18 protein-coding genes are annotated in these 20979 nt (G+C 67.2%); 16 read left to right on the top strand and 2 right to left on the bottom strand.

What is annotated here, in order from left to right:
- The first annotated feature begins 53 nt into the window (after positions 1 to 53).
- From ACM26W_RS14075 to ACM26W_RS14045, 7 genes are all read left to right on the top strand, one after another.
- Positions 54 to 695, top strand: a complete 642-nt coding sequence (locus ACM26W_RS14075) for an NUDIX domain-containing protein (protein WP_416137599.1) — start codon at positions 54 to 56, stop codon at positions 693 to 695.
- Between the two features lie 45 nt (positions 696 to 740).
- Entirely contained in the window at positions 741 to 1187 is a 447-nt protein-coding gene (locus ACM26W_RS14070; protein ID WP_416140897.1) for a DUF1249 domain-containing protein, read from the top strand.
- Positions 1188 to 1255: 68 nt separating this feature from the next.
- Entirely contained in the window at positions 1256 to 1990 is a 735-nt protein-coding gene (locus ACM26W_RS14065; RefSeq protein ID WP_416140896.1) for a phosphodiesterase, read from the top strand.
- 124 nt (positions 1991 to 2114) lie between these two features.
- A complete protein-coding gene (cysD, locus tag ACM26W_RS14060; RefSeq protein ID WP_416137598.1) occupies positions 2115 to 3086 on the top strand; it encodes a sulfate adenylyltransferase subunit CysD in 972 nt (323 codons plus the stop codon).
- A 202-nt stretch (positions 3087 to 3288) separates the two neighbouring features.
- Positions 3289 to 4716: a sulfate adenylyltransferase subunit CysN gene (cysN, locus tag ACM26W_RS14055; protein ID WP_416137597.1), complete on the top strand. Its 1428-nt coding sequence runs from the start codon at positions 3289 to 3291 to the stop codon at positions 4714 to 4716.
- Positions 4717 to 4897: 181 nt separating this feature from the next.
- Positions 4898 to 6001 carry an App1 family protein gene (locus ACM26W_RS14050; protein ID WP_416137596.1) on the top strand — a complete coding sequence of 368 codons (1104 nt, stop codon included), beginning with the start codon at positions 4898 to 4900 and terminating at the stop codon, positions 5999 to 6001.
- Positions 6002 to 6076: 75 nt separating this feature from the next.
- Positions 6077 to 6751 (top strand): zinc metallopeptidase, encoded by a 675-nt coding sequence (locus ACM26W_RS14045; protein ID WP_416137595.1) that lies wholly within the window; start codon positions 6077 to 6079, stop codon positions 6749 to 6751.
- 4 nt (positions 6752 to 6755) lie between these two features.
- Here the strand turns inward: ACM26W_RS14045 and cmoB are convergent, their stop codons facing one another.
- Both cmoB and cmoA read right to left on the bottom strand, forming a co-directional pair.
- Positions 6756 to 7748, bottom strand: a complete 993-nt coding sequence (gene cmoB / locus ACM26W_RS14040; protein ID WP_416137594.1) for a tRNA 5-methoxyuridine(34)/uridine 5-oxyacetic acid(34) synthase CmoB — start codon at positions 7746 to 7748, stop codon at positions 6756 to 6758.
- Positions 7749 to 7750: 2 nt separating this feature from the next.
- Positions 7751 to 8533 (bottom strand): carboxy-S-adenosyl-L-methionine synthase CmoA, encoded by a 783-nt coding sequence (gene cmoA, locus ACM26W_RS14035; RefSeq protein ID WP_416137593.1) that lies wholly within the window; start codon positions 8531 to 8533, stop codon positions 7751 to 7753.
- Positions 8534 to 8616: 83 nt separating this feature from the next.
- Between cmoA and pgi the strand changes: the two genes are divergently transcribed.
- From pgi to leuA, 9 genes are all read left to right on the top strand, one after another.
- On the top strand, positions 8617 to 10287 hold the full coding sequence (gene pgi, locus ACM26W_RS14030) for a glucose-6-phosphate isomerase (protein ID WP_416137592.1): 1671 nt from the start codon (positions 8617 to 8619) through the stop codon (positions 10285 to 10287).
- 28 nt (positions 10288 to 10315) lie between these two features.
- Positions 10316 to 10963, top strand: a complete 648-nt coding sequence (locus ACM26W_RS14025; protein ID WP_416137591.1) for a YqiA/YcfP family alpha/beta fold hydrolase — start codon at positions 10316 to 10318, stop codon at positions 10961 to 10963.
- Positions 10960 to 12840: a DNA topoisomerase IV subunit B gene (gene parE, locus ACM26W_RS14020; RefSeq protein WP_416137590.1), complete on the top strand. Its 1881-nt coding sequence runs from the start codon at positions 10960 to 10962 to the stop codon at positions 12838 to 12840. Before ACM26W_RS14025 ends, parE begins: the two co-directional genes overlap by 4 nt.
- Before the next feature lie 150 nt (positions 12841 to 12990).
- Positions 12991 to 15252, top strand: coding sequence for a DNA topoisomerase IV subunit A (gene parC, locus ACM26W_RS14015; protein WP_416137589.1), 2262 nt, complete (start codon positions 12991 to 12993; stop codon positions 15250 to 15252).
- 145 nt (positions 15253 to 15397) lie between these two features.
- The gene (gene serB / locus ACM26W_RS14010; protein ID WP_416137588.1) at positions 15398 to 16627 is read left to right on the top strand and encodes a phosphoserine phosphatase SerB; all 1230 of its coding nucleotides are present in this window, start codon (positions 15398 to 15400) and stop codon (positions 16625 to 16627) included.
- Positions 16624 to 17457, top strand: coding sequence for an ion transporter (locus ACM26W_RS14005; RefSeq protein ID WP_416137587.1), 834 nt, complete (start codon positions 16624 to 16626; stop codon positions 17455 to 17457). The genes serB and ACM26W_RS14005 overlap by 4 nt, the downstream gene beginning before the upstream one ends.
- Positions 17458 to 17542: 85 nt before the next feature.
- Positions 17543 to 18589, top strand: a complete 1047-nt coding sequence (locus tag ACM26W_RS14000) for a M4 family metallopeptidase (protein WP_416137586.1) — start codon at positions 17543 to 17545, stop codon at positions 18587 to 18589.
- A complete protein-coding gene (locus tag ACM26W_RS13995) occupies positions 18586 to 18906 on the top strand; it encodes a protealysin inhibitor emfourin (RefSeq protein WP_416137585.1) in 321 nt (106 codons plus the stop codon). Before ACM26W_RS14000 ends, ACM26W_RS13995 begins: the two co-directional genes overlap by 4 nt.
- 329 nt (positions 18907 to 19235) lie before the next feature.
- Complete coding sequence (leuA, locus tag ACM26W_RS13990) at positions 19236 to 20951, top strand: 2-isopropylmalate synthase (protein WP_416137584.1); 1716 nt, start codon at positions 19236 to 19238, stop codon at positions 20949 to 20951.
- Positions 20952 to 20979: the final 28 nt, after the last annotated feature.

Genomic DNA, 20979 nt, shown 5'->3' with positions numbered 1-20979 from the left:
CAGGGCGGGGCCGGGTCACGATAATGGGCGTCTTTACCCAAGCGGAGACCGCCATGAGTGACTCGCCCGAGGTCCTGGACCTGGCAGCGGCGGCGCCCTTCACCGCTGTCGATGTGGAGCTGCTGGAGCGGCGCTGCCTGCACCAGGGCTTCTTCCGCCTGGAGGAACTGCATCTTCGCCACCGCCTCTTCGAGGGCGGCTGGAGCGGCACCATGACGCGCGAGGTGCACCGTCGCCACGATGCCGTGGGCGTGCTGCTCTACGACGTGGAACGCGATGCCGTGGCGTTGGTGGAGCAGTTCCGCGCCGGGGCCCTGGACGACCCCGTCTCGCCCTGGAAGCTCGAGGTGGTGGCCGGCCTGGTGGAGCAGGGCGAAAGCCCCGCCGAGGTGGCGCGCCGTGAATCCCTGGAGGAGGCCGGGGCCCGGGTGGGCGAGCTGATTGTGCTGCATACCTATTATCCGAGCCCGGGGGCCTGCGACGAGCGGGTCACCCTGTTCTGCGGCCTGGTGGACAGCGAGGGCCTGGGCGGCGTACACGGCCTCGACGAGGAGCACGAGGATATCCGCGTGCATGTGCTACCGTTTGGCAGGGCCTGGGAACTCCTGCAGGCTGGACGACTCGACAATGCCATGTGCCTGATCGCCCTCCATTGGCTGGCGGCCGAGCGGGCCTCCTTGAGAGCGAGGAGCTAGCTTGAGGGGAATAGTTTGGGGAGAGAGAGTGTGCGCAGAGATGGTGTGCAGCGAAGCGCCTACGTGACCGACCTCAGAAGCCTGCAGGGGGAGTGCAGTATCAACTTCCTGCGTCTGGTGCGCCTGCTGGGCGATCTGGAGGTCGGAGAAACCCGCGAGATCGAGCTGGCAAGCGACGGTCGCTGGCTGGGTATTCTCAGCCTGGAGCTGCTGGAGCGTGCGCCTTACACCAGCATCGTGCGGGTCACCCAGCGCGGCGTGCTCGACTCGATGATCGAGGCTCCCCGGATGCGGGTGCATCTCTACCACGACGTACGCATGGCCGAGGTCACCGACTTCCAGCGCCAGCGCCACTTCCATGGCCGCTATCGCTACCCGAACTCGCGCATGCATCAGCCCGACGAGAAGCTGCAGCTCAACCGCTTCCTCGGCGAGTGGCTGGAGCATGGCCTGGCCCACGGCCACTCCCTCGACCTGCCCGAACTTCGCTAGTTCGCCGCGATGAATTCGCCCCCTGACGCCGCGGTGCTGACCGGCGCCCGACGAGAGCCTTTTCGATGATGCGACTGGTCCAGATCAGCGACTGTCACCTGCACGCCGACCCCACCGCCCGCGCCCGGGCGGGCTTTCCGCTGCGTCAGCTGGAGGCGGTGGTGGAGGCGGTCAATCGCGAGCGCCCCGATATGGTGCTGGTCACCGGGGACATCAGCAACGACGAAACCGCCGCCTCCTATCAGCTGGCGCAGCGCACACTCGGTCGCCTCTTGGCGCCGTGGTTCTGGCTGGCCGGCAACCATGACGACCCGGCGCTGATGGCCGAGACCCGCGAGTTGCTCGACGAACTCGATATCGGTGCCTGGCGCATCCTGATGCTGGACACCCATGTCAGCGGCCAGGCCCACGGCGAGCTAGGGCCGGAGCGCCTGGCCGAGCTGGCCGCGCGCCTGGAGGACGACGAGCGGCCGACCCTGCTCGCCATGCACCACCCGCCGCTGCCGGTGGGGTCGGCGTGGATCGATGCCCTCGGGCTCAAGGATCGCGAGGCCTTCTGGCAGACCCTCGCCGCCTTCGGCCAGGTGCGCGCCATCCTCTGCGGGCATATCCACCAGGCCTTCGCCAGCCATCAACGTCTGGAGGAGGCCGAAGTGGCGGTTTACGGCTGCCCCTCCACCACCGACCAGTTTCTGGCCGGGGCCGAGACCTTCGCCATCGATGAGGCCTCGCGTCCCGGCTATCGGGTGCTCGACCTGGGGGATGACGACGTCACGACCTGGGTAGAACGCGTCGATCTTTGACTCCTGGTTGCAAATGAAATTGGGGTATAAAAAGATCGCTATTAATTCTTTTGAGTTATTAATGGTCCGGCGTTAACCTCGTTGCATGATTTCCATGCCCACCGTCATGCGAGGTAGCCGGGCCATGACCACTCTTCACGACGCGACCACACCGTCGCCTGCCCAGGCGAGCAGCGCCTCCCCGACGCTGTCGCCCCAGCGGCTGACTCACCTGCAGCAGCTCGAGGCCGAGTCGATCCACATCCTTCGTGAGGTGGCGGCCGAGTTCCGCAACCCGGTGATGCTCTACTCCATCGGCAAGGACTCCGCGGTGATGCTGCACCTGGCGCGCAAGGCCTTCTATCCCGGCCCGCCGCCCTTCCCGCTGCTGCATGTGGACACCACCTGGAAGTTCCGCGAGATGATCGCCTTCCGAGACCGCATGGCGGCCGAGGCGGGCATGGAGCTGCTGGTGCACACCAACGAGGAGGGGCGCGCCGCTGGCATCAACCCCTTCGACCACGGCTCCAGTGGCTACACCGACGTGATGAAGACCGCGGCCCTCAAGCAGGCCCTGGACAAGTACGGCTTCGATGCCGCCTTCGGCGGCGCGCGCCGCGACGAGGAGGCGAGCCGCGCCAAGGAGCGGGTGTTCTCCTTCCGCGACAAGTTCCATCGCTGGGACCCCAAGAACCAGCGCCCGGAGCTGTGGAACCTCTATAACGCCCGGGTCAACAAGGGCGAGTCGATCCGTGCCTTCCCGCTCTCCAACTGGACCGAGCTGGATATCTGGCAGTACATCTATCTGGAATCCATCCCCATCGTGCCGCTCTACTTCAGCGCCCCGCGCCCGGTGGTGGAGCGCGATGGCATGCTGGTGATGGTCGACGACGAGCGCCTGCCGCTGGCCGAGGGCGAGGTGCCCGAGGAGAAGTGGGTGCGCTTCCGGACCCTGGGCTGCTATCCGCTCACCGGTGCGGTGGAGTCCACGGCCGCGACCCTGCCCGAGATCATCCAGGAGATGCTGCTGACGAGGACCAGCGAGCGCAGCGGCCGCGCCATCGACCACGACCAGGCCGGCTCCATGGAGAAGAAGAAGCGCGAGGGGTACTTCTAACGCGCCGGAGGCGCGTTAGAGAGCCGGAAGCTGAAAGCTTGAAGCTGTAAGAAAACTCAAGGGGAACTTCTGGTGGGTTTCTGGAGGCTTCAGGCATACAAGCTATCGGCAAGGCCATCCAACGAAAGATATTGGCTGTGAGCCGGGGATCGACTGGGGTTCTTCCAGCTTCCGGCTTACAGCTTCAAGCTATAGGTGTGTTATGGCACATGCGTCAGAATTGATCGCGGAAGATATCGAAGCCTACCTCCACGAGCACGAGAACAAGGACCTGCTGCGCTTCATTACCTGCGGCAGCGTCGACGACGGCAAGTCGACGCTGATCGGTCGTCTGCTGCACGACTCCAAGATGATCTTCGACGACCAGCTCGCGGCCCTGACCAGAGACTCACGGAAGGTGGGCACTACCGGCGAGGAGGTCGATCTCGCGCTGCTGGTCGACGGCCTGCAGTCGGAGCGCGAACAGGGCATCACCATCGACGTGGCCTATCGCTTCTTCTCCACCGACAGGCGCAAGTTCATCATCGCCGACACCCCGGGGCATGAGCAGTACACCCGCAACATGGCCACCGGGGCCTCGACGGCGAGCCTCGCCATCATCCTGATCGACGCCCGCTACGGTGTGCAGACGCAAACCCGGCGCCACAGCTTCATCGCCGACCTGCTGGGCATCCAGCACCTGGTGGTGGCGGTCAACAAGATGGACCTGGTGGACTACTCCCAGGCGCGCTTCGACGAGATCGTCACCGAGTACCAGGAAATAGCCGGACAGCTCCAGGCCCGGGACATCCGCTTCGTGCCGCTGTCGGCGCTCAAGGGCGATAACGTTGTCAATCGCAGCGATTCGCTCTCCTGGCATGAAGGGCCGACGTTGCTGGAACTGCTCGAGAGCGTCGAGATCAGCCGCGACCGAAACCTGACCGACCTGCGCCTGCCGGTGCAGTACGTCAACCGGCCCAACCTGGATTTCCGCGGCTATGCCGGCACCCTGGAGGCGGGCGTGCTGCGCCCGGGCCAGTTGATCAAGGTGCTGCCCTCCGGCAGGCGTTCCACCGTCGAGCGCATCGTCACCTGGGACGGCGACCTGGAAGCGGCCTGGCCCGGCCAGGCGATCACCGTGACCCTGGCGGACGAGATCGACATCTCGCGGGGAGACTGGATCGTCGCGGCGGACGCCGAGGTGGTCAGTTCCCACGCCTTCGAGGCGGATATCGTCTGGATGCACGAGCAGGCGCTGACCCCCGGGCGACAGGTCGACATTCGCCTGGCCGGCCGCTCGGTGGCCGGCCAGGTCGAGGAGATCCTCCACCAGGTGGACGTCAACACCCTGGCGCGACACCCGGCGGAACGGCTGGAGCTCAACGCCATCGCCCGCTGCCGGGTGGGGCTGACCGCCGAGGTACCGCTGGATAACTACGCGACCAGCCCGGGTACCGGCAGCTTTATCGTCATCGACCGGCTGACCAACGTCACCGTAGGGGCGGGCATGATCCGCCGTGTGGTCGAGGGCGAGTCGGCGAGCCCCGGCGAGGTGGATTGGGCCGGCTTCGAGCTCGAGCTCAACGCCCTGGTGCGCAGGTACTTCCCCCATTGGGAAGCGAAGGATCTTCGCGAGCTGCTGAAGCGCTGACCTCGCCCGGGTGGTCCTGCTGTCTTCGAAGCCCTGCTCACTATAGCGGGGCTTCGCTTTCCGGTACCCTGTTGATCATCATCGGTGTCCGACATCAGGCGCGGGAGCTCACGATGCGCACACGGCAAGACGCCAGGGCGGCTCCGCTCCGGGGCCGGAGTGAACCGGAGGGGAAGGAGTGATGGGGAGCGGACGGCGTTCCACCGGCCGGGTCAGGCGCGTGCTGCACTTCATCACCCGGCCGATGAAGCGCGACCTCGGCCGCGGTGGCATCGTGGTCCATCCCTACCGCGGCTATGGCTCCCGCCGGGAAGTCTTCGTCATGGGACGGGTGTTCCACCAGGCCGCCCTGGGGCGGGTGATCCCTCACCATGGCATGCTGCGTGACGTGGCAGACGTGGTGCGCCGTATCGCTCGCCGTGGGGTGGCCGGTGTTCGTGTGGAGGCGAGTCTGGGCGCCAACCGGACCACCGCAACCACCGACCGCGACGGCTTCTTCGACATTCACTTACCCCTCGAGACGCCGCTGCCGAAGGACCTATCCTGGCATCAGGCCGAGCTGCAGGTCACCCAGGGCGATGAACCAGTGCACTGCCACGCCGAGGTGTATATCCCACCGCCGGAGACCGACCTGCTGGTGATCAGCGATATCGACGATACCGTGATGTATACCGGTGTCGCCGATAGGCTGCGCATGCTCTACCGACTGTTCGTGCAGAAGGCCCACCAGCGCACCGCCTTTCCCGGCGTGGCCTCGCTCTACCGGGCGCTTCACGTCGGTGCCGAGGGTGAGGCCAGGCGCCCGATTCTCTACGTCTCGCGGGGGCCCTGGGGCCTCTACGAGATGCTCGAGGCGTTCTTCCAGCTCAATCGCATCCCGGTGGGGCCGATCCTGTTCCTGCGCGAGTGGGGACTCTCCTGGCGCCACCCCTGGCCGCGCCCTGCCGAAGACCACAAGCATGACCTGATCACCCGCATGCTGACGGTGATGGAGGATCTACCCTGTGTACTGATCGGCGACAGCGGACAGCACGACCCCGAGGTCTATACCCGCATCGTCAAGGAGCATCCCGGCCGGGTGAAGGCGATCTACATTCGCCGCGTCGATCGCAAGCCCGGCCGTGAGCTGGCCATCGAACGGCTGCGGCAGGAGATCGCGCACAGCGACTGCGAGCTGGTATTGGCCGCCGACAGCGCCGCCATGGCGACCCATGCCTACCAGCATGGGCTGATCTCCCGGGCCGACCTGTCGGCGGTGCGCCAGGCCTGCGTCGATGAGGGATGATGCGATGGCGGGGGGTGAAACCGGCTCTGGTAGGCTGTGTCCAAAGCATCACAGCCGACCCGGAGCCAACCCCCGATGATCGTTCTCGCCATTGTCCTGCTGCTGGCCATCTTCCTGCTGCCCAACCTCTGGGCCCAGTGGGTCATCAAGCGTCATACCCGTGGCCGCGACGACTACCCCGGCACCGGGGCAGAGCTGGCTGATCACCTGTTGCGCCGGCTGGGCATCGAGGGGGTCAAGGTGGAGCCGACCGAGCAGGGCGACCACTACGACCCCGAGGCGCGTCGGGTGCGGCTCTCGCCGGAGGTCTACGGCGGGCGCTCGCTCACCGCGGTGACGGTAGCGGCCCACGAGGTGGGCCACGCCATCCAGCACCACCAGGGCTATGCGCCGCTGCTGGCCCGATCAAGGCTGGTGGGGGTGGCCCAGAAGGCCGAGAAACTCGGGGCGGTGCTGATGATGGCCGCGCCCTTGCTGTTCCTGCTCACTCGATTGCCGGGCGGACTGGCCATCGTGGTCGCCGCGGCGGTGATCAGTTTCGGCACCGCGGCGCTGGTGCACCTGGTGACCCTGCCGGTGGAGTTCGACGCCAGTTTTCAGCGCGCGTTGCCGCTGCTCAAGGAGTATATCCCGCCCTACGACATGCCCGGCGCCCGCCATGTGCTCACCGCCTGCGCCTTCACCTATGTGGCGGCGTCCCTGGCCAGCATCCTCAACCTGGGGCGCTGGCTCGTGATCCTGAGAAGGTGAGCGCCTATCGCGGCCGGCTGGCGATCACCACCGCGCGGCGCGGGGCGGGGTAGCCCTCGCGGGTCTTCGTCGGGTCCTCGGGGTCGAGGAAGTCGGCCAGGGACTGGAAGGTCATCCACTCGGTGGCGCGCTGCTCCTCACAGGTCGTCACCGCCTCGTCCACCACCCGCACATTCTCGAACCCGCAACGCTCGAGCCACTGGCAGAGCGCCGCCGATGACGGCAGGAAGTAGACGTTGGGCATGGCGGCGTAGCGCTCCCCGGGCAGCAGTACCGTGGTGGCGTCGCCCTCGACCACCAGGGTCTCCAGGACCAGCTCGCCCCCCGGGCGCAGGGCGCCGCTGAGCTGCAGCAGGTGCTCCAGGGGCGAGGGGCGATGGTAGAGCACGCCCATGGAGAACACCGTGTCGAAGACGTCGAGATGCTCCGGTACGTCCTCGATGCCCACCGGCAGGAAGTGGGTGCGATGCCCGTCGGCGTCGCCGACGAAGTGGCGCACCGCGCGGAACTGCCAGAAGAAGCGCGGCGAGGGGTCGATCACCAGCACGAAGGCGGCGCCCGCGCCGGCCATGCGCCAGCCGTGGTAGCCGCTGCCGCCGCCCACGTCGAGCACCCGGCGGCCGGCCAACGGGGCCAGGTGCGGTGTGAGGCGCTGCCACTTCCAGTCGGAGCGCCACTCGGTGTCGATGGGAATGCCGCCGAGTGTAAAAGGCCCCTTGCGCCAGGGGGCAAGCTTGCGCAGCAGGTTCTCGGCCTGGCGGCGCTGACTGTCGGTGAGCGCGACCTCGACGCTGACAGTGTCGGTGTCCAGGCTGACCCGGCGTGCGTCGGGCAGCGCCGGCAGCTTGGCCACCGCCTTCTCCCAGGCGGGCAGGTCGCCAAAGCGCCGGCGGTCGAGCCCGCCGGCCAGCTGCTCGGGAAGCCGCGCCAGCCAGGTGTCGAGGCCCTGATCGAGGAAGGCCCGGTAGAGGTCGCGGTGTTCGGCGGGAATCGGCACGCTCAAGCCTCCGGCGATGCAGGTGCGGTGGCGTCCTTGAAGGCCTCGTTCTTGAAAGCCACTACGGAGGCGAAGTTGAGAAACTGGTACCAGGTGTGGGCGCGGGAGAAGCCGGCCCGGGCCAGGCGGGCGTGGTGCTCGGCCAGGGTGTCGGGGACCAGCACGTTCTCGAGCGCCGTGCGCTTCTGGCTGATCTCCAGGTCGCTGTAGCCGTTGGCGCGCTTGAAGTCGTGGTAGCGCTCCACCAGCCAGGCGTTCTCTTCCTCGCCCTCGGCGCGTATCTTCTCCGAGAGCACCAGCACGCCGCCGGGCTCGAGTGCGGTGAACAGACGCTCCACCATGGCCTCGCGGTCCGCCGGGGGCAGGAACTGAAGGGTGAAGTTGAGCACGACCATGCCGGCGGGCTCATAGTCGAGCCTGCGGATGTCAGCCTCGACGGTTGCCATGGAATGGTCAGGGCACTCGTCGGCCAGGGTCTCCCGGGCCCGGGCCACCATGGCCGGTGAGAGATCCACGCCGACGTAGCGGAAGGCCTCGGGCGAAAGCTGGCCGGCCAGGGCCAGGCCGCCGGCGCCCAGCGAGCAGCCCAGGTCGTAGACCCGGGCGCCGTGTCGCAGGTGCCGGCGGGCGATCAGCCCCAGCATGCCCAGTATCTGCCCGTAGCCCGGTACCGAGCGGCGGATCATGTCGGGAAAACAGGCGACTACCTGTTCATCGAAAGAGAAGCGCGCGACCCGGTCGAGGGGTGTCGAAAAGATCGCGTCACGGTAAGATGCATCACTCATGATCAGGCCAGAAATGCGGGAACGGGCGCTATTCTACGCGCGCCGCCATGACCCTGCACCCGCCGGGCTTCAAGGAGGAGAGTATGATCGATCAGAGCGACGCCTGGCGTGAGCTCAAGGCCCACGCCAAGGCACTGGGCCGCCGCCACCTGCATGAACTGTTTGCCGATGAGTCGGACCGCCAGGCGCGCTTCACCCGCCGCGCCGCCGGCCTGACCGTGGACCTCTCCAAGCAGCGCTGCTCCGCCGAGACCCTGGTGCACCTGCTGGCGTTGGCCGAACAGGCGGACGTGCCCGGGGCGATCCAGCGGTTGCTGGGCGGTGAGCGGGTCAACCTCAGCGAAAATCGCCCGGCACTGCATACGGCCCTGCGTCTGCCGGAGGGTGACTCGCTGGTGGTGGAGGGCGAGGATCTGGTGCCCGGGGTGCATCGCACCCTCGAGCACATGGAGGCCATGGTCGAGCGCTTCCACACCGGTCAGTGGCGCGGCGCCACCGGCAAGGCCATCCGCCACGTGGTCAACCTGGGCGTCGGCGGCTCGGACCTCGGCCCGCTGATGGTGACCCACGCCCTGGCCGACTATCGGCTGCGCGACGTGCACCGCGTGGAGGTGCACTTCGCCTCCACCATGGACGGCTCCCAGCTGGCCGACTGCCTGGCACGCCTCGACCCCGAGGCTACGTTGTTCGTGCTCTCGTCGAAGTCCTTCACCACCATCGATACGCTCTCCAATGCGCGCACCGCCCGGGACTGGCTGATGGCGCGCCTGGAGGGGGAGGAGGGCGTCGACGCCGAGCTGGTGATGCGCCAGCACTTCATCGGCATCTCGGCGAGCCCCGAGAAGATGGCCGAGTGGGGCATCGCTCCCGCCCACCAGCTCGAGTTCTGGGAGTGGGTCGGCGGCCGCTACTCGCTGTGGGGCGGCATCGGCCTGCCCATTGCCCTGGTGGTGGGCATGAAGCGCTTCCGCGAGCTGCTGGCCGGCGCCCACGCCCTGGACGAGCATTTCCGCACCGCGGCGCTGGCCGACAACCTGCCGGTGCTGCTGGCCCTGGTGGGGATCTGGAACGTCAACTTCCTGGACATCCGCGCCCACTCCATCCTGCCCTATGACGGTCGCCTGGAGTATTTCGCCGCCTACCTCGAGCAGCTCGAAATGGAGTCCAACGGCAAGTCGGTGACGGCGGAAGGGCGCGAGGTGGACTACTCCACCTGTCCGGTGCTGTGGGGCCAGCTCGGGCCCAATGCCCAGCACGCCTTCTATCAGCTGCTGCACCAGGGTACCCAGGCCGTGGAGTGCGACTTTATCGCGCCCCTGCGGCGATACGACGAGGTGGAGAACGAGGCGACCCGCCAGCATCTCAAGGGCCAGCATCGGCTGACCCTGGCCAACTGCTTCGCCCAGTCGCGGCTGCTGGCGTTGGGCGACGATGCCATCGATGAGCCGGGAGAGCGCCCCGGGCACAAGCGCTATCGCGGCAACCAGCCTTCCACAACTCTGCTGCTCGACGAGCTGACGCCGTCCACCCTGGGCGCCCTGATCGCCCTTTACGAGCACAAGGTATTCGTGCAGGCGACGATCTGGGGGATCAACCCCTTCGACCAGTGGGGGGTGGAGCTGGGCAAGCAGATCGCCGGCGAGACCCAGCGCATTCTCGAGAACCATGAGGGCCTGGAGACCATGGACGCCTCCACCCGGGCGCTGATCGAGGCGGCCTGGGCGGCCGAGGCGAACGGCAAGGCCTCTACGTGACACTGGCTGTTCGTACAGCAGTTGCGCTATGCTGAGTGCGCCCTGCCCGGTGAAGCCGGCCAGCGGGGTGCTCTACCTGCACGGTTTCAACAGCGGCGTCGATTCGCCCAAGGCGAGATGGGTGCGTGAGGCCTGTGCCCATCTGGGCCTGCCCTGTGTCTCGCCCCAGCTACCGCATCGGCCCGCCGAAGCCCTGGCGCTGGCCGAGTCGCGGCTCGCCGAGCTCGGTCCCGCCCCGCTGCTGGCCGGCAGCTCCATGGGGGGCTTTCTGGCCACCTGCCTGGCCGAGCGCGGCGGACTGCGCGCCGCCCTGATCAATCCGGCGGTGGCCCCGACCCGTCTGGTGAGCGACTGGGTCGATGAAGTCTTCGTCAACGATTATTCCGGCGAGCGCTTCACGGTGAGCGAGGCGCACCTGGCCGAGCTCGAGGCGCTGACGCCGGCGCGGGTCACCGCGCCGGAGCGTTACCTGCTGTTGCTGGGGACCGCCGACGAGGTGCTCGACCCGGCGGATGCCTTTGCCCTCTACCGCGGCGCACGCACCCTGCTGCACCCTGGAGCCGACCACGGCTTCGCGGTATTGGCCCGGCACCTGCCGGCACTGCTGGCCCACGGCGGCCACGCCCTGTCGCCGGCCTGGCAGCCCCGATCACACAAGGAACCGGACGACCCATGACGCAATACAGTGCCAGCTCGATCGAGGTGCTTTCCGGCCTGGAGCCGGTGCGCAAGCGCCCGGGCATGTACACCGACACCAGCCGCCCCAACCACCTCATCCAGGAGGTGGTCGACAACAGCGTCGACGAGGCGCTGGCCGGCCATGCCAGCCAGGTCAGCGTGCGGCTGTTCGAGGATGGCGGCATCGAGGTCGCCGACGATGGTCGCGGCATGCCCATCGACCTCCATCCGGAGCACGGTGTCTCCGGGGTGGAGCTGATCCTTACCCGTCTGCACTCCGGGGGAAAGTTCTCCAACGCCAGCTACAAGTTCTCCGGCGGCCTGCACGGCGTCGGCGTCTCGGTGGTCAACGCGCTCTCCCGGCGCCTCGAGGTGGAGGTGCTGCGCGATGGCGGCCGCCACGCCATGGCCTTCGAACACGGCGAGCCGGTGTCGAAGCTCTCGGTGATCGGCAGCGTGGGCAAGCGTAACACCGGCACCGTGCTGCGCTTCTGGCCGGAGGCGGGCTACTTCGACAGCCCGCGCCTGGCGGTGGGGCGCCTGAAGCACCTGTTGCGTGCCAAGGCGGTGCTCTGCCCGGGGCTCAAGGTCACCCTGATGGAAGCCGACGGCACCGAGAGCGCGTGGCAGTACGAGGATGGCCTGCGCGACTACCTGGCCCAGGCCACCGACGGCTATGAGGTGCTGCCCCAGTCGCCCTTCGTCGGCCACTTCGCCGACGACGAGCAGGGGGTGGACTGGGCGATCCAGTGGCTGCCCGAGGGCGGCGAGCCGCTGCTGGAGAGCTACGTCAACCTGATCCCCACGCCTCAGGGCGGTACCCACGTGAACGGCCTGCGCGCCGGCCTGCTCGAGGCCCTGCGCGAGTTCTGCGAGTACCGCAGCCTCTTGCCGCGGGGGGTGAAGCTCACCGCCGAGGACCTCTGGGAGCGGGTCTCCTACGTGCTCTCGGTGAAGATGCTCGACCCCCAGTTCGCCGGTCAGACCAAGGAGCGACTTTCCTCGCGCACCGTGGCGGGCTTCGTCTCCGGGGTGGTCAAGGACGCCTTCTCGCTGTGGCTCAACCACCACGTGGACCAGGCCGAAGCGCTGGCCGAACTCGTGATCAGCGCCGCCCAGCGGCGCCAGAAGAGTGCCAAGAAGGTGGCGCGCAAGAAGGTCACCTCTGGCCCGGCGCTGCCCGGCAAGCTGGCCGACTGCTCCGGCCAGGACCCGGCCATGAGCGAGCTGTTCCTGGTGGAGGGCGACTCCGCCGGCGGCAGCGCCAAGCAGGCGCGCAACCGCGAGAGCCAGGCGATCCTGCCGCTGCGCGGCAAGATCCTGAACACCTGGGAGGTGGAGTCCCACGACATCTACGGCTCCCAGGAGGTCCACGACATCGCCGTGGCCGTTGGCATGGACCCGGTCAGCGATGACCTCTCCAAGCTGCGCTATCACAAGATCTGCATCCTCGCCGACGCCGACTCCGACGGCCTGCATATCGCCACCCTGCTGTGCGCGCTCTTCGTGCGCCACTTCCCGGCGCTGGTGGATGCCGGCCACGTCTACGTGGCCATGCCGCCGCTCTACCGGATCGACCTGGGCAAGGAGGTATTCTACGCCCTGGACGAGAGCGAGAAGGCGGCGATCCTGCGCAAGCTTGAGGGCAAGCGCGGTACCGTGAACGTGCAGCGCTTCAAGGGCCTGGGCGAGATGAGCCCGCTGCAGCTGCGCGAGACCACCATGGCGGTGGACACCCGTCGCCTGGTTCAGCTCACCCGTGAAGTGGGCGATGGCACCATGGAGATGATGGACATGCTGCTGGCCAAGAAGCGTGCCCCCGACCGCAAGAGCTGGCTCGAGGACTACGGCAACCTGGCGGATATCGAAGTTTAAGCTTGAAGCTCGAAGCCGGAAGCTGGATGAACCCTCGGCTGCCTGAGGGGGTAACTTCCAGCTACAAGCTTTCAGCTTACAGCTCACCACCGAGGGTGAAGGGGGCTCAGCCCTTGACGACTCCACAAGTGTGAACAAGGCCACCGAGCTATGAGTATGGATATCCAGGTGGCGGAGGGCGACGTCGAGCGCCTCTCGCTACGCGAATACACCGAGAAGGCGTACCTCGACTACTCGATGTACGTCATCCTCGACCGGGCGCTGCCCCATATCGGCGACGGCATGAAGCCGGTGCAGCGGCGCATCGTCTACGCCATGCGCGAGTTGGCGCTGGGGGCCAACGCCAAGTACAAGAAGTCGGCGCGCACCGTCGGTGACGTGCTGGGCAAGTTCCACCCCCACGGCGACAGTGCCTGCTACGAGGCCATGGTGCTGATGGCCCAGCCGTTCAGCTACCGCTATCCGCTGGTGGATGGCCAGGGCAACTGGGGCAGTCCCGACGATCCCAAGTCGTTTGCCGCCATGCGCTACACCGAGGCGCGGCTGTCGAAGTTCAGCGAGGTGCTGCTCGCCGAACTGGGGCAGGGCACCGTGGACTGGACCCCCAACTTCGACGGCACCATGAACGAGCCGGTGGTGCTGCCGTCGCGCCTGCCCCACGTGCTGCTCAACGGCGGCACCGGCATCGCCGTGGGCATGGCGACGGACATCCCGCCGCATAACGTGAACGAGGTGGTCGAGGCCACCTGCCACCTGCTGCGCCACCCCGAGGCCACCACCACCGACCTCGTCGCCCACCTGCCGGCGCCGGACTTCCCCAGCGAGGCCGAGATCATTACTTCACGCGCCGACCTGCGAAAGCTCTACGAGAGCGGCCGCGGTTCGGTGAAACTGCGCGCCCGCTACGTGATGGAGGAGGGCAGCATCGTGGTCACCGCGCTGCCCTACCAGGTGAGCGGGGCCAAGATCCTCGAGCAGATCGCCGCCCAGATGCAGGCCAAGAAGCTGCCCATGGTGGCCGACCTTCGCGACGAGTCGACCCATGAGGAGCCGACCCGCCTGTTGATCGAGCCGCGCTCCAACCGCGTCGATATCGAGGCGCTGATGGCACATCTCTTCGCCACCACCGACCTCGAGAAGAACATCCGCGTCAACATGAACGTGATCGGACTCGACGGCCGGCCGCGGGTGATGCCGCTGCCCGATCTGCTCGGCGAGTGGCTGCGCTTCCGTCGCAGTACCGTGCGCCGGCGCCTGGAGCACCGCCTGGGCAAGGTGGAGGACCGCCTGCACCTCCTCGAGGGCCTACTGATCGCCTACCTCAATATCGACGAGGTGATCCGCATCATCCGCGAGGAGGACGCGCCCAAGCCGGCGCTGATGGACGCCTTCGGCTTGAGCGACCGCCAGGCCGAGGCGATCCTCGAACTGCGCCTGCGTCACCTCGCCAAGCTCGAAGAGATGAAGATCCGCGGCGAGCAGGAAGAACTCGAGGCCGAGCGCAAGCGACTCCAGGAGCTGCTCGGCAACGAGGCGGCGCTCACCGACCTGATCGAGGAGGAGCTGCGCGCCGCCGCCGAGGCCCATGGCGATGAGCGCCGCTCGCCGATCGTCGAGCGCGAGGAGGCCAGGGCGCTCTCCGAGGTGGAACTGGTGGGCGCCGACCCCGTCACCGTGGTGCTCTCCGCGAAGGGCTGGATTCGCAGTGCCAAGGGCCACGAGATCGACCCGTCGGGGCTCTCCTACAAGGCCGGCGACAGCTTCGCCCTGGCGGCCCGCGGCAAGACCAACCAGCCGCTGGTGCTGCTCGACGACACCGGCCGAGCCTACACCCTCCAGGCCCACAACCTGCCCAGCGCCCGTGGCCAGGGCGAGCCCGTCACCAGTCGCGTCAACGTAGTGGCTGGCGCCCACTTGGCGGGCGTCATGCTGGCGCCGCCATCCACCCGCTACCTGCTCGCCTCCGACGGCGGCTACGGCTTCGTGGCGCGCCTCGAGGAACTGGTAGGCAAGAACAAGTCCGGCAAGGGCGTGCTCTCGGTGCCCAAGGGCTGCAATGTGCTGCCGCCGATGGCGGTGCCGGAAGGCGAGGGGGCCCAGGTGGCGGCGGTCTCCAACGAGGGCCGCCTGCTGGTCTTCCCCCTCGAGCAGCTGCCCGAGATGACCAAGGGCAAGGGCAACAAGATGCTCGACATTCCCGGGCCACGGGCGGCACGCCGCGAGGAGTTCGTGCGCGATCTGGTACTGCTGCCGGCCGGCACCAGCCTGGTGATCCACGCCGGCAAGCGCCATCTCACCCTCAAACCCGACGATCTGGCGTATTATCGCGGCGAGCGCGGCCGGCGGGGCAGCAAGCTGCCCCGCGGCCTGCAGAAGGTGGACCGGCTTGAAAGCTTGAAGCCGGAAGCTTGAAGCTTGAAGGAAAACCAAGCACCGCTGAGAGTTTCGAGGCAATTGGGTGAGCCTGGAACACCGTAATTCTACCCAAGGCTGAGAGGCCCCTTGTGCCTCAGGGGGTCTTCCAGCTTCCAGCTTCTAGCTCAAGACTGGGGTTTCCATGACACGACGAGTATTGATCCGCGCCACCGGCGCGGCTCGCCCGGGCCAGCTGGCCGGGCTGGGCAAGGCCCTGGCGACGAGCGGCGCCCGCCTGCTGGACATCAACCAGAGCGTGACCTTCGGCATGCTCTCCCTGGAGGCCCTGGTGGGCCTCGGCCATGAGGCCGACCTTGAAGGCGCCCTGGCCGCCGCTGGCGATGCCCTGGGCCTCGACGTCAAGGCGATCCAGGTCAGCGCCGAGGAGTACCAGCGCTGGAGCAGCCAGGCCAGCCAGCCGCGGCTGATCCTGACCCTGCTGGCGCCGCATCTGCCGGCGGGCATCCTGGCCGAGGTGGGCGCGCTGACCGCCGAGCACGGCCTCACCGTGGAATTGATCCACCGCCTCTCCGGGCGCGAGCCGCTGGATGGCGGCGTACCCCGGGATCACGACAGCATTCAGGGCGCCTGCGTGGAGTGCTGGCTGCGCGGCGAGGAGGTCGACCTCGACGCCCTGCGCGAGAAGGCGCTGGCGCTGGGCGCCATGCACGGCGTGGACATCGCCATCCAGGAGGATTCCATCTGGCGCCGGCATCGCCGCCTGGTCTGCTTCGACATGGATTCCACTCTGATCCAGGCCGAGGTGATCGACGAGCTGGCCCGCCGTCACGGCGTCTATGACGAAGTGGCCGAGGTCACCGAACGCGCCATGCGCGGCGAGCTCGATTTCCAGCAGAGCTTCCGCGAGCGCATGGCCAAGCTCAAGGGCCTCGACGAGGCGGTGCTGGCCGAGATCGCCGAGACGCTGCCGCTGATGGATGGCGTGGAACGGCTGATGGCCCAGCTCAAACGCCTGGGTTACCGCACGGCGATCCTCTCCGGCGGCTTCACCTACTTCGCCCGCCACCTGCAGCAGAGGCTCGGCTTCGATGAGATCCATGCCAACGAGCTGGTGATCGAGAACGGCAAGGTGACCGGGGAGGTGCGCGAGCCGATCCTCGACGCCGATCGCAAGGCCGAGTTGCTGCGCGAGATCGCCACGCGCGAGGGGCTCAGGCTGGAGCAGACCATCGCCGTGGGCGACGGCGCCAACGATCTCAAGATGCTGGCCGCCGCCGGGCTCGGCATCGCCTTCCGCGCCAAGCCGCTGGTGCGCGCCCAGGCCAGCCACGCCATCTCGACGCTCGGCCTCGATGCCGTGCTCTACCTGATCGGCTATCGCCAGGTGGACCTGGAGGAGCAAGGGGAGTGAGCGATACCTTCGAGACCTGGCGCGACCGCTTCGAGCGGCTGCGCTCCCACAAGACCTTCGAGCTCACGGTGATCACCATCATCGTGGTCTCGGCGCTGCTGATCGGCGCCAAGACCTACGAGGAGGAGGTCAGCCGATTTCAGGCGGTAATGCTGTGGCTCGACGTGGCAGTGACGGTGTTCTTCCTGGTGGAGATCCTGATCCGGATGGCGGCGGAGAAGCGCCTGCGCGACTTCTTCCGCAGGGGCTGGAACATCTTCGATTTCCTGATCGTTACCGCCAGCCTGATTCCCCTGGACGACTCGGAGATGGTGCTGCTGGCCCGCCTGCTGCGCATCTTCCGGGTGCTGCGTCTGGTCTCGATGATCCCCGAGCTGCGCATGCTGATCGCCGCGCTGTTCAAGTCGATCCCGCGCATGGGCTACGTGGTGCTGCTGATGTTCATCATCTTCTACATCTACGGGGCCCTCGGCAGCTTCCTGTTCGCCAGCGTCGACGAGAAGCTGTGGGGCAATATCTCTCTGGCCATGCTGACGCTGTTCCAGGTGGCCACCTTCGAGAGCTGGGCCACGGCGGTGCTCTACCCGACCATGGAGCATTACCCCTACGCCTGGATCTACTTTCTCACCTTCATCTTCCTCAACGCCTTCATCTTCCTGAACATGATGATCGGCATCGTGCTCGACGTGATGCAGAAGGAGAGTCTGGCCATCGAGCTGGAGACCGGGGAGGGGGAGGCCGCGGAACTGCACGGCCTGCGCGATGATGTGCGCGAGATGCGCGACCAGCTGTCGCGGATGGAGGCGCTGCTGGAGCGCCGTCAGCGTTAGCGGAACCTTTTCGGAGTGGGCGAGCCAGAGGGGATGAGTTGCCCTCCCCCTGCCTTGGGGTGGGCGAGACGCCAGGAGGACAGGGATGACCAATGCGACCGTGCCGACGAGACTACGTCCCTTCCTGCCCCCCTACCTGCTCGAGCGTATCGCCAGCGGGGGAAGTGACCGGTTGCGCGAGTGCGCGCGCCGGACCCTGCTGGCCGACCGCGGCTTCCGGGCTCGTGCCGGCATCACTCCCTCGCCGCCGATAAGTGCTCGCCCCGGCGAGCCGTTGCGCTACATCCACTCCGCCGAGGGGCGACAGGATTTGCCGGGGCGCCGGGTACGCAGCGAGGGAGAGGAGGACAGCGGCGACCCCGCCATTGATGAAGCCTATCACGGCCTGGGCGAGACCTACCGCCTGTTCTGGCAGGCCTTCGGTCGCCATTCCCTCGACGACCGTGGTCTGCCTCTGGTGGCCACAGTGCACTATGGTCAGAACTACGAGAACGCCTTCTGGGACGGCCGTCAGATGGTCTTTGGGGAGGGCGATGGCGAGTTGTTCCAGCGCTTCACCATCGCCCTCGACATCATCGCCCATGAGCTCACCCACGGAGTGATCCAGTACGAGGCGGCCCTGGCCTATGCCGGACAGTCCGGGGCCCTCAACGAGTCCCTGTCGGATGTCTTCGGCAGCCTGACCAAGCAGCATGCCCGGGGTGAGGGTGTCGACCAGGCCGATTGGCTCATCGGCGAGGGGCTCTTCACCGATCGGGTGGCGGGGATCGCCCTGCGTTCCATGGCCGCGCCGGGGACCGCCTACGATGACCCGCTGTTGGGACGCGATCCGCAGCCGGGGCACCTGGACGACTTCGTGGTGACCGAACAGGACCATGGTGGTGTGCACATCAACTCGGGGATCCCCAATCGTGCCTTCCACCTCGCCGCCATGGCCCTGGGGGGGCATGCCTGGGAGAGTGCCGGGCGGATCTGGTACGACACCCTTGTCGATGCCCGCCTGGGCCGGGATAGCGACTTCGCCACCTTCGCCGCCCTGACGCAGGCGAATGCCGCTCGGCGTTTCGGGGACGGCAGCCGTGAGGCAAGGGGGGTACGGGAGGCCTGGCGCGAGGTGGGGGTGATGTCATGACCGCCCGCCCGCCGGAGCTGACCTCGGCCAGCGTGCTTCGCCTGTGCCGCGAGGGGGGGGTGGCGCACTTCCCGGGACTGGCACGCCCCCGGCACATCGACTGCGGCCGGTGCAGCGAGGCGCAGCGGGAAGAACTGCACCGGCTCCTGGCCAACCTCGATGAGGCCAGGATCGACGGGGCCGACCGGCGCCTGCTGCGGCTGAACCTCGAGGATGCGGGCGGGGTGATCTGGTCCCGTGATGTCGCCGAGGAGCTGGCGCCTCCGGCATTGTGGCGCTGGTGGCGAGAGGCCAAGGTCGAGGAGGAGGAGGAGTGAGATCAGCTCCTCGCTTGACAAGGACGCCGCATACTGATTTTCTAGGGTCATGAATATCCCATTTCGCCATCTCAGCCTCGACCTACGACTACTAGCCGGCCTTTGAAGCGCCGGGCGATGCGTCATGCATCGCAGTCTTACGTCAGGTCCACCGAGGTGTCGAAATGTCTTCCGTCTTAATTCCTGCCCACAGTGATTGCCGATGCCGCTCGGTCACCTCCGAGCGGACGCCTTGTGCTGTGTGCCCTGATGCCCCGGTATGCCCCGAGCAGCCGGGGCGTTGCCGTTTCTGAATGCCTCCAAACCGCCAGCCCAGGGAGAACGCCGCCATGATGCTCGACAACCCCGCCGCCAAGTACCGCCCCTTCGTCGCCGTCGACCTGCCCGACCGCCAGTGGCCCAGTCGCCGTATCGAGCAGCCGCCGATCTGGACCAGCGTCGATCTGCGCGACGGCAACCAGTCGCTGATCGACCCCATGGATCAGGAGCGCAAGCAGCGCCTGTTCGATCTGCTGGTAAAGATCGGCTTCAAGGAGATCGAGGTGGGCTTCCCCTCGGCCTCCCAGACCGACTTCGACTTCGTGCGCTCGCTGATCGATAACGGCAAGATCCCCGATGACGTCACCATCCAGGTGCTGACCCAGGCCCGCGACCACCTGATCGACCGCACCTTCGAGGCGATCAAGGGGGCGAAGAACGTCATCGTCCACGTCTACAACGCCACCGATCCGATGTTCCGCCGTGTGGTGTTCAACGTCAGCAAGCCCGAGTGCATCCAGATCGCGGTGGACGCTACCACCCGCATCCGGCAGCGCATGAGCGAAGCGCCCGAGACGAACTGGACCTTCCAGTATTCGCCGGAGCTGTTCACCACCACCGAGATGGACTTCGCCAAGGAGGTCGTCGAGGCGGTGATGGCGGCCTACGGCGCCACTGCCGAGAAGCCGATGATCGTCAACCTGCCGGCCACCGTGGAGGCGGCGTCGCCCAACAACTACGCCGACCAGGTGGAGTGGTTCTGCCGACACGTGAAGGACCACGATGCGCTGATCGTCAGCGTGCACCCCCACAACGATCGCGGCACCGGCGTGGCTGCCGCCGAGATGACCCTGATGGCTGGCGCCGACCGCGTCGAGGGCACCCTGTTCGGCAACGGCGAGCGCACGGGCAACGTGGATATCGTCACCCTGGCCATGAACCTGTACACCCAGGGCGTGCACCCTGGCCTCGACTTCTCCAACATCACGCCGATCATGCGCGAGGTGGAATACTGCAACCAGTTGCCGGTGCACCCCCGCCACCCCTACGTGGGCGACCTGGTGTTCACCGCCTTCTCCGGCTCGCACCAGGACGCCATCAAGAAAGGCATGGCAGAACGCCGCGCTAACCCGGACGCCATCTGGGATGTGCCCTACCTGCCGATCGACCCGCTGGACGTGGGCCGCAGCTACGAGGCGGTGATCCGCGTCAACAGCCAATCCGGCAAGGGCGGGGTCTCCTATCTGCTCGAGCAGGAGCACGGCATCGAGCTGCCGCGCCGTCTCTCGATCGAGTTCAGCCAGGTGGTGCAGGAAGTGGCCGACCGCACCGGCAAGGAGATCACCTCCCAGATGATCTACCAGGCCTTCGCCGACGAGTATCTGGAGCAGATCGCGCCTTTCGGCCTGGTCAGTCACCGCCTCTCCTCCGATGCGGATAGCCCGAAGGTGACCCTGGAGGCGATCATCGAGGAGCGCGGCGAGCGGCGCACCATCAAGGGGGAGGGCAACGGTCCGCTGGCGGCCTACATCAAGGCCCTGGCCGCCGCCGGCCACGACGTGGAGATCATCGACTACCACGAGCATTCCCGCGGCCAGGGCGCCGACGCCGAGGCGATCGCCTACGTGGAGGTGCGCATCGACGGCAAGGCGTTGTTCGGCGTCGGCACCGACGAGAGCATCACCAGTGCCTCCATGAAGGCGGTGATGAGCGCCATCAATCGCCATGTCTCCACCCAGGCCCCGGCGGCGAATGTCACCGCCGAGAGCCTGGCCGTGGCGAAGTAGTCTCACGACCGCATCTCGACAGCACGCG

Source organism: Halomonas sp. HK25, assembly GCF_047795635.1.
Lineage (GTDB): Bacteria > Pseudomonadota > Gammaproteobacteria > Pseudomonadales > Halomonadaceae > Halomonas.
This window is presented reverse-complemented; position numbering and strand designations above follow the sequence as displayed.

What these genes read in the sequence shown, in the direction of transcription:
- ACM26W_RS14075 (WP_416137599.1), top strand. Translation starts at nt 54, where the DNA reads ATGAGTGACTCGCCCGAGGTCCTGGACCTGGCAGCGGCGGCGCCCTTC.
- ACM26W_RS14065 (WP_416140896.1), top strand. Translation starts at nt 1,256, where the DNA reads ATGCGACTGGTCCAGATCAGCGACTGTCACCTGCACGCCGACCCCACC.
- cysD (WP_416137598.1), top strand. Translation starts at nt 2,115, where the DNA reads ATGACCACTCTTCACGACGCGACCACACCGTCGCCTGCCCAGGCGAGC.
- cysN (WP_416137597.1), top strand. Translation starts at nt 3,289, where the DNA reads ATGGCACATGCGTCAGAATTGATCGCGGAAGATATCGAAGCCTACCTC.
- ACM26W_RS14050 (WP_416137596.1), top strand. Translation starts at nt 4,898, where the DNA reads ATGGGGAGCGGACGGCGTTCCACCGGCCGGGTCAGGCGCGTGCTGCAC.
- ACM26W_RS14045 (WP_416137595.1), top strand. Translation starts at nt 6,077, where the DNA reads ATGATCGTTCTCGCCATTGTCCTGCTGCTGGCCATCTTCCTGCTGCCC.
- cmoA (WP_416137593.1), bottom strand. Translation starts at nt 8,533, where the DNA reads ATGAGTGATGCATCTTACCGTGACGCGATCTTTTCGACACCCCTCGAC.
- pgi (WP_416137592.1), top strand. Translation starts at nt 8,617, where the DNA reads ATGATCGATCAGAGCGACGCCTGGCGTGAGCTCAAGGCCCACGCCAAG.
- ACM26W_RS14025 (WP_416137591.1), top strand. Translation starts at nt 10,316, where the DNA reads ATGCTGAGTGCGCCCTGCCCGGTGAAGCCGGCCAGCGGGGTGCTCTAC.
- parE (WP_416137590.1), top strand. Translation starts at nt 10,960, where the DNA reads ATGACGCAATACAGTGCCAGCTCGATCGAGGTGCTTTCCGGCCTGGAG.
- parC (WP_416137589.1), top strand. Translation starts at nt 12,991, where the DNA reads ATGAGTATGGATATCCAGGTGGCGGAGGGCGACGTCGAGCGCCTCTCG.
- serB (WP_416137588.1), top strand. Translation starts at nt 15,398, where the DNA reads ATGACACGACGAGTATTGATCCGCGCCACCGGCGCGGCTCGCCCGGGC.
- ACM26W_RS14000 (WP_416137586.1), top strand. Translation starts at nt 17,543, where the DNA reads ATGACCAATGCGACCGTGCCGACGAGACTACGTCCCTTCCTGCCCCCC.
- ACM26W_RS13995 (WP_416137585.1), top strand. Translation starts at nt 18,586, where the DNA reads ATGACCGCCCGCCCGCCGGAGCTGACCTCGGCCAGCGTGCTTCGCCTG.
- leuA (WP_416137584.1), top strand. Translation starts at nt 19,236, where the DNA reads ATGATGCTCGACAACCCCGCCGCCAAGTACCGCCCCTTCGTCGCCGTC.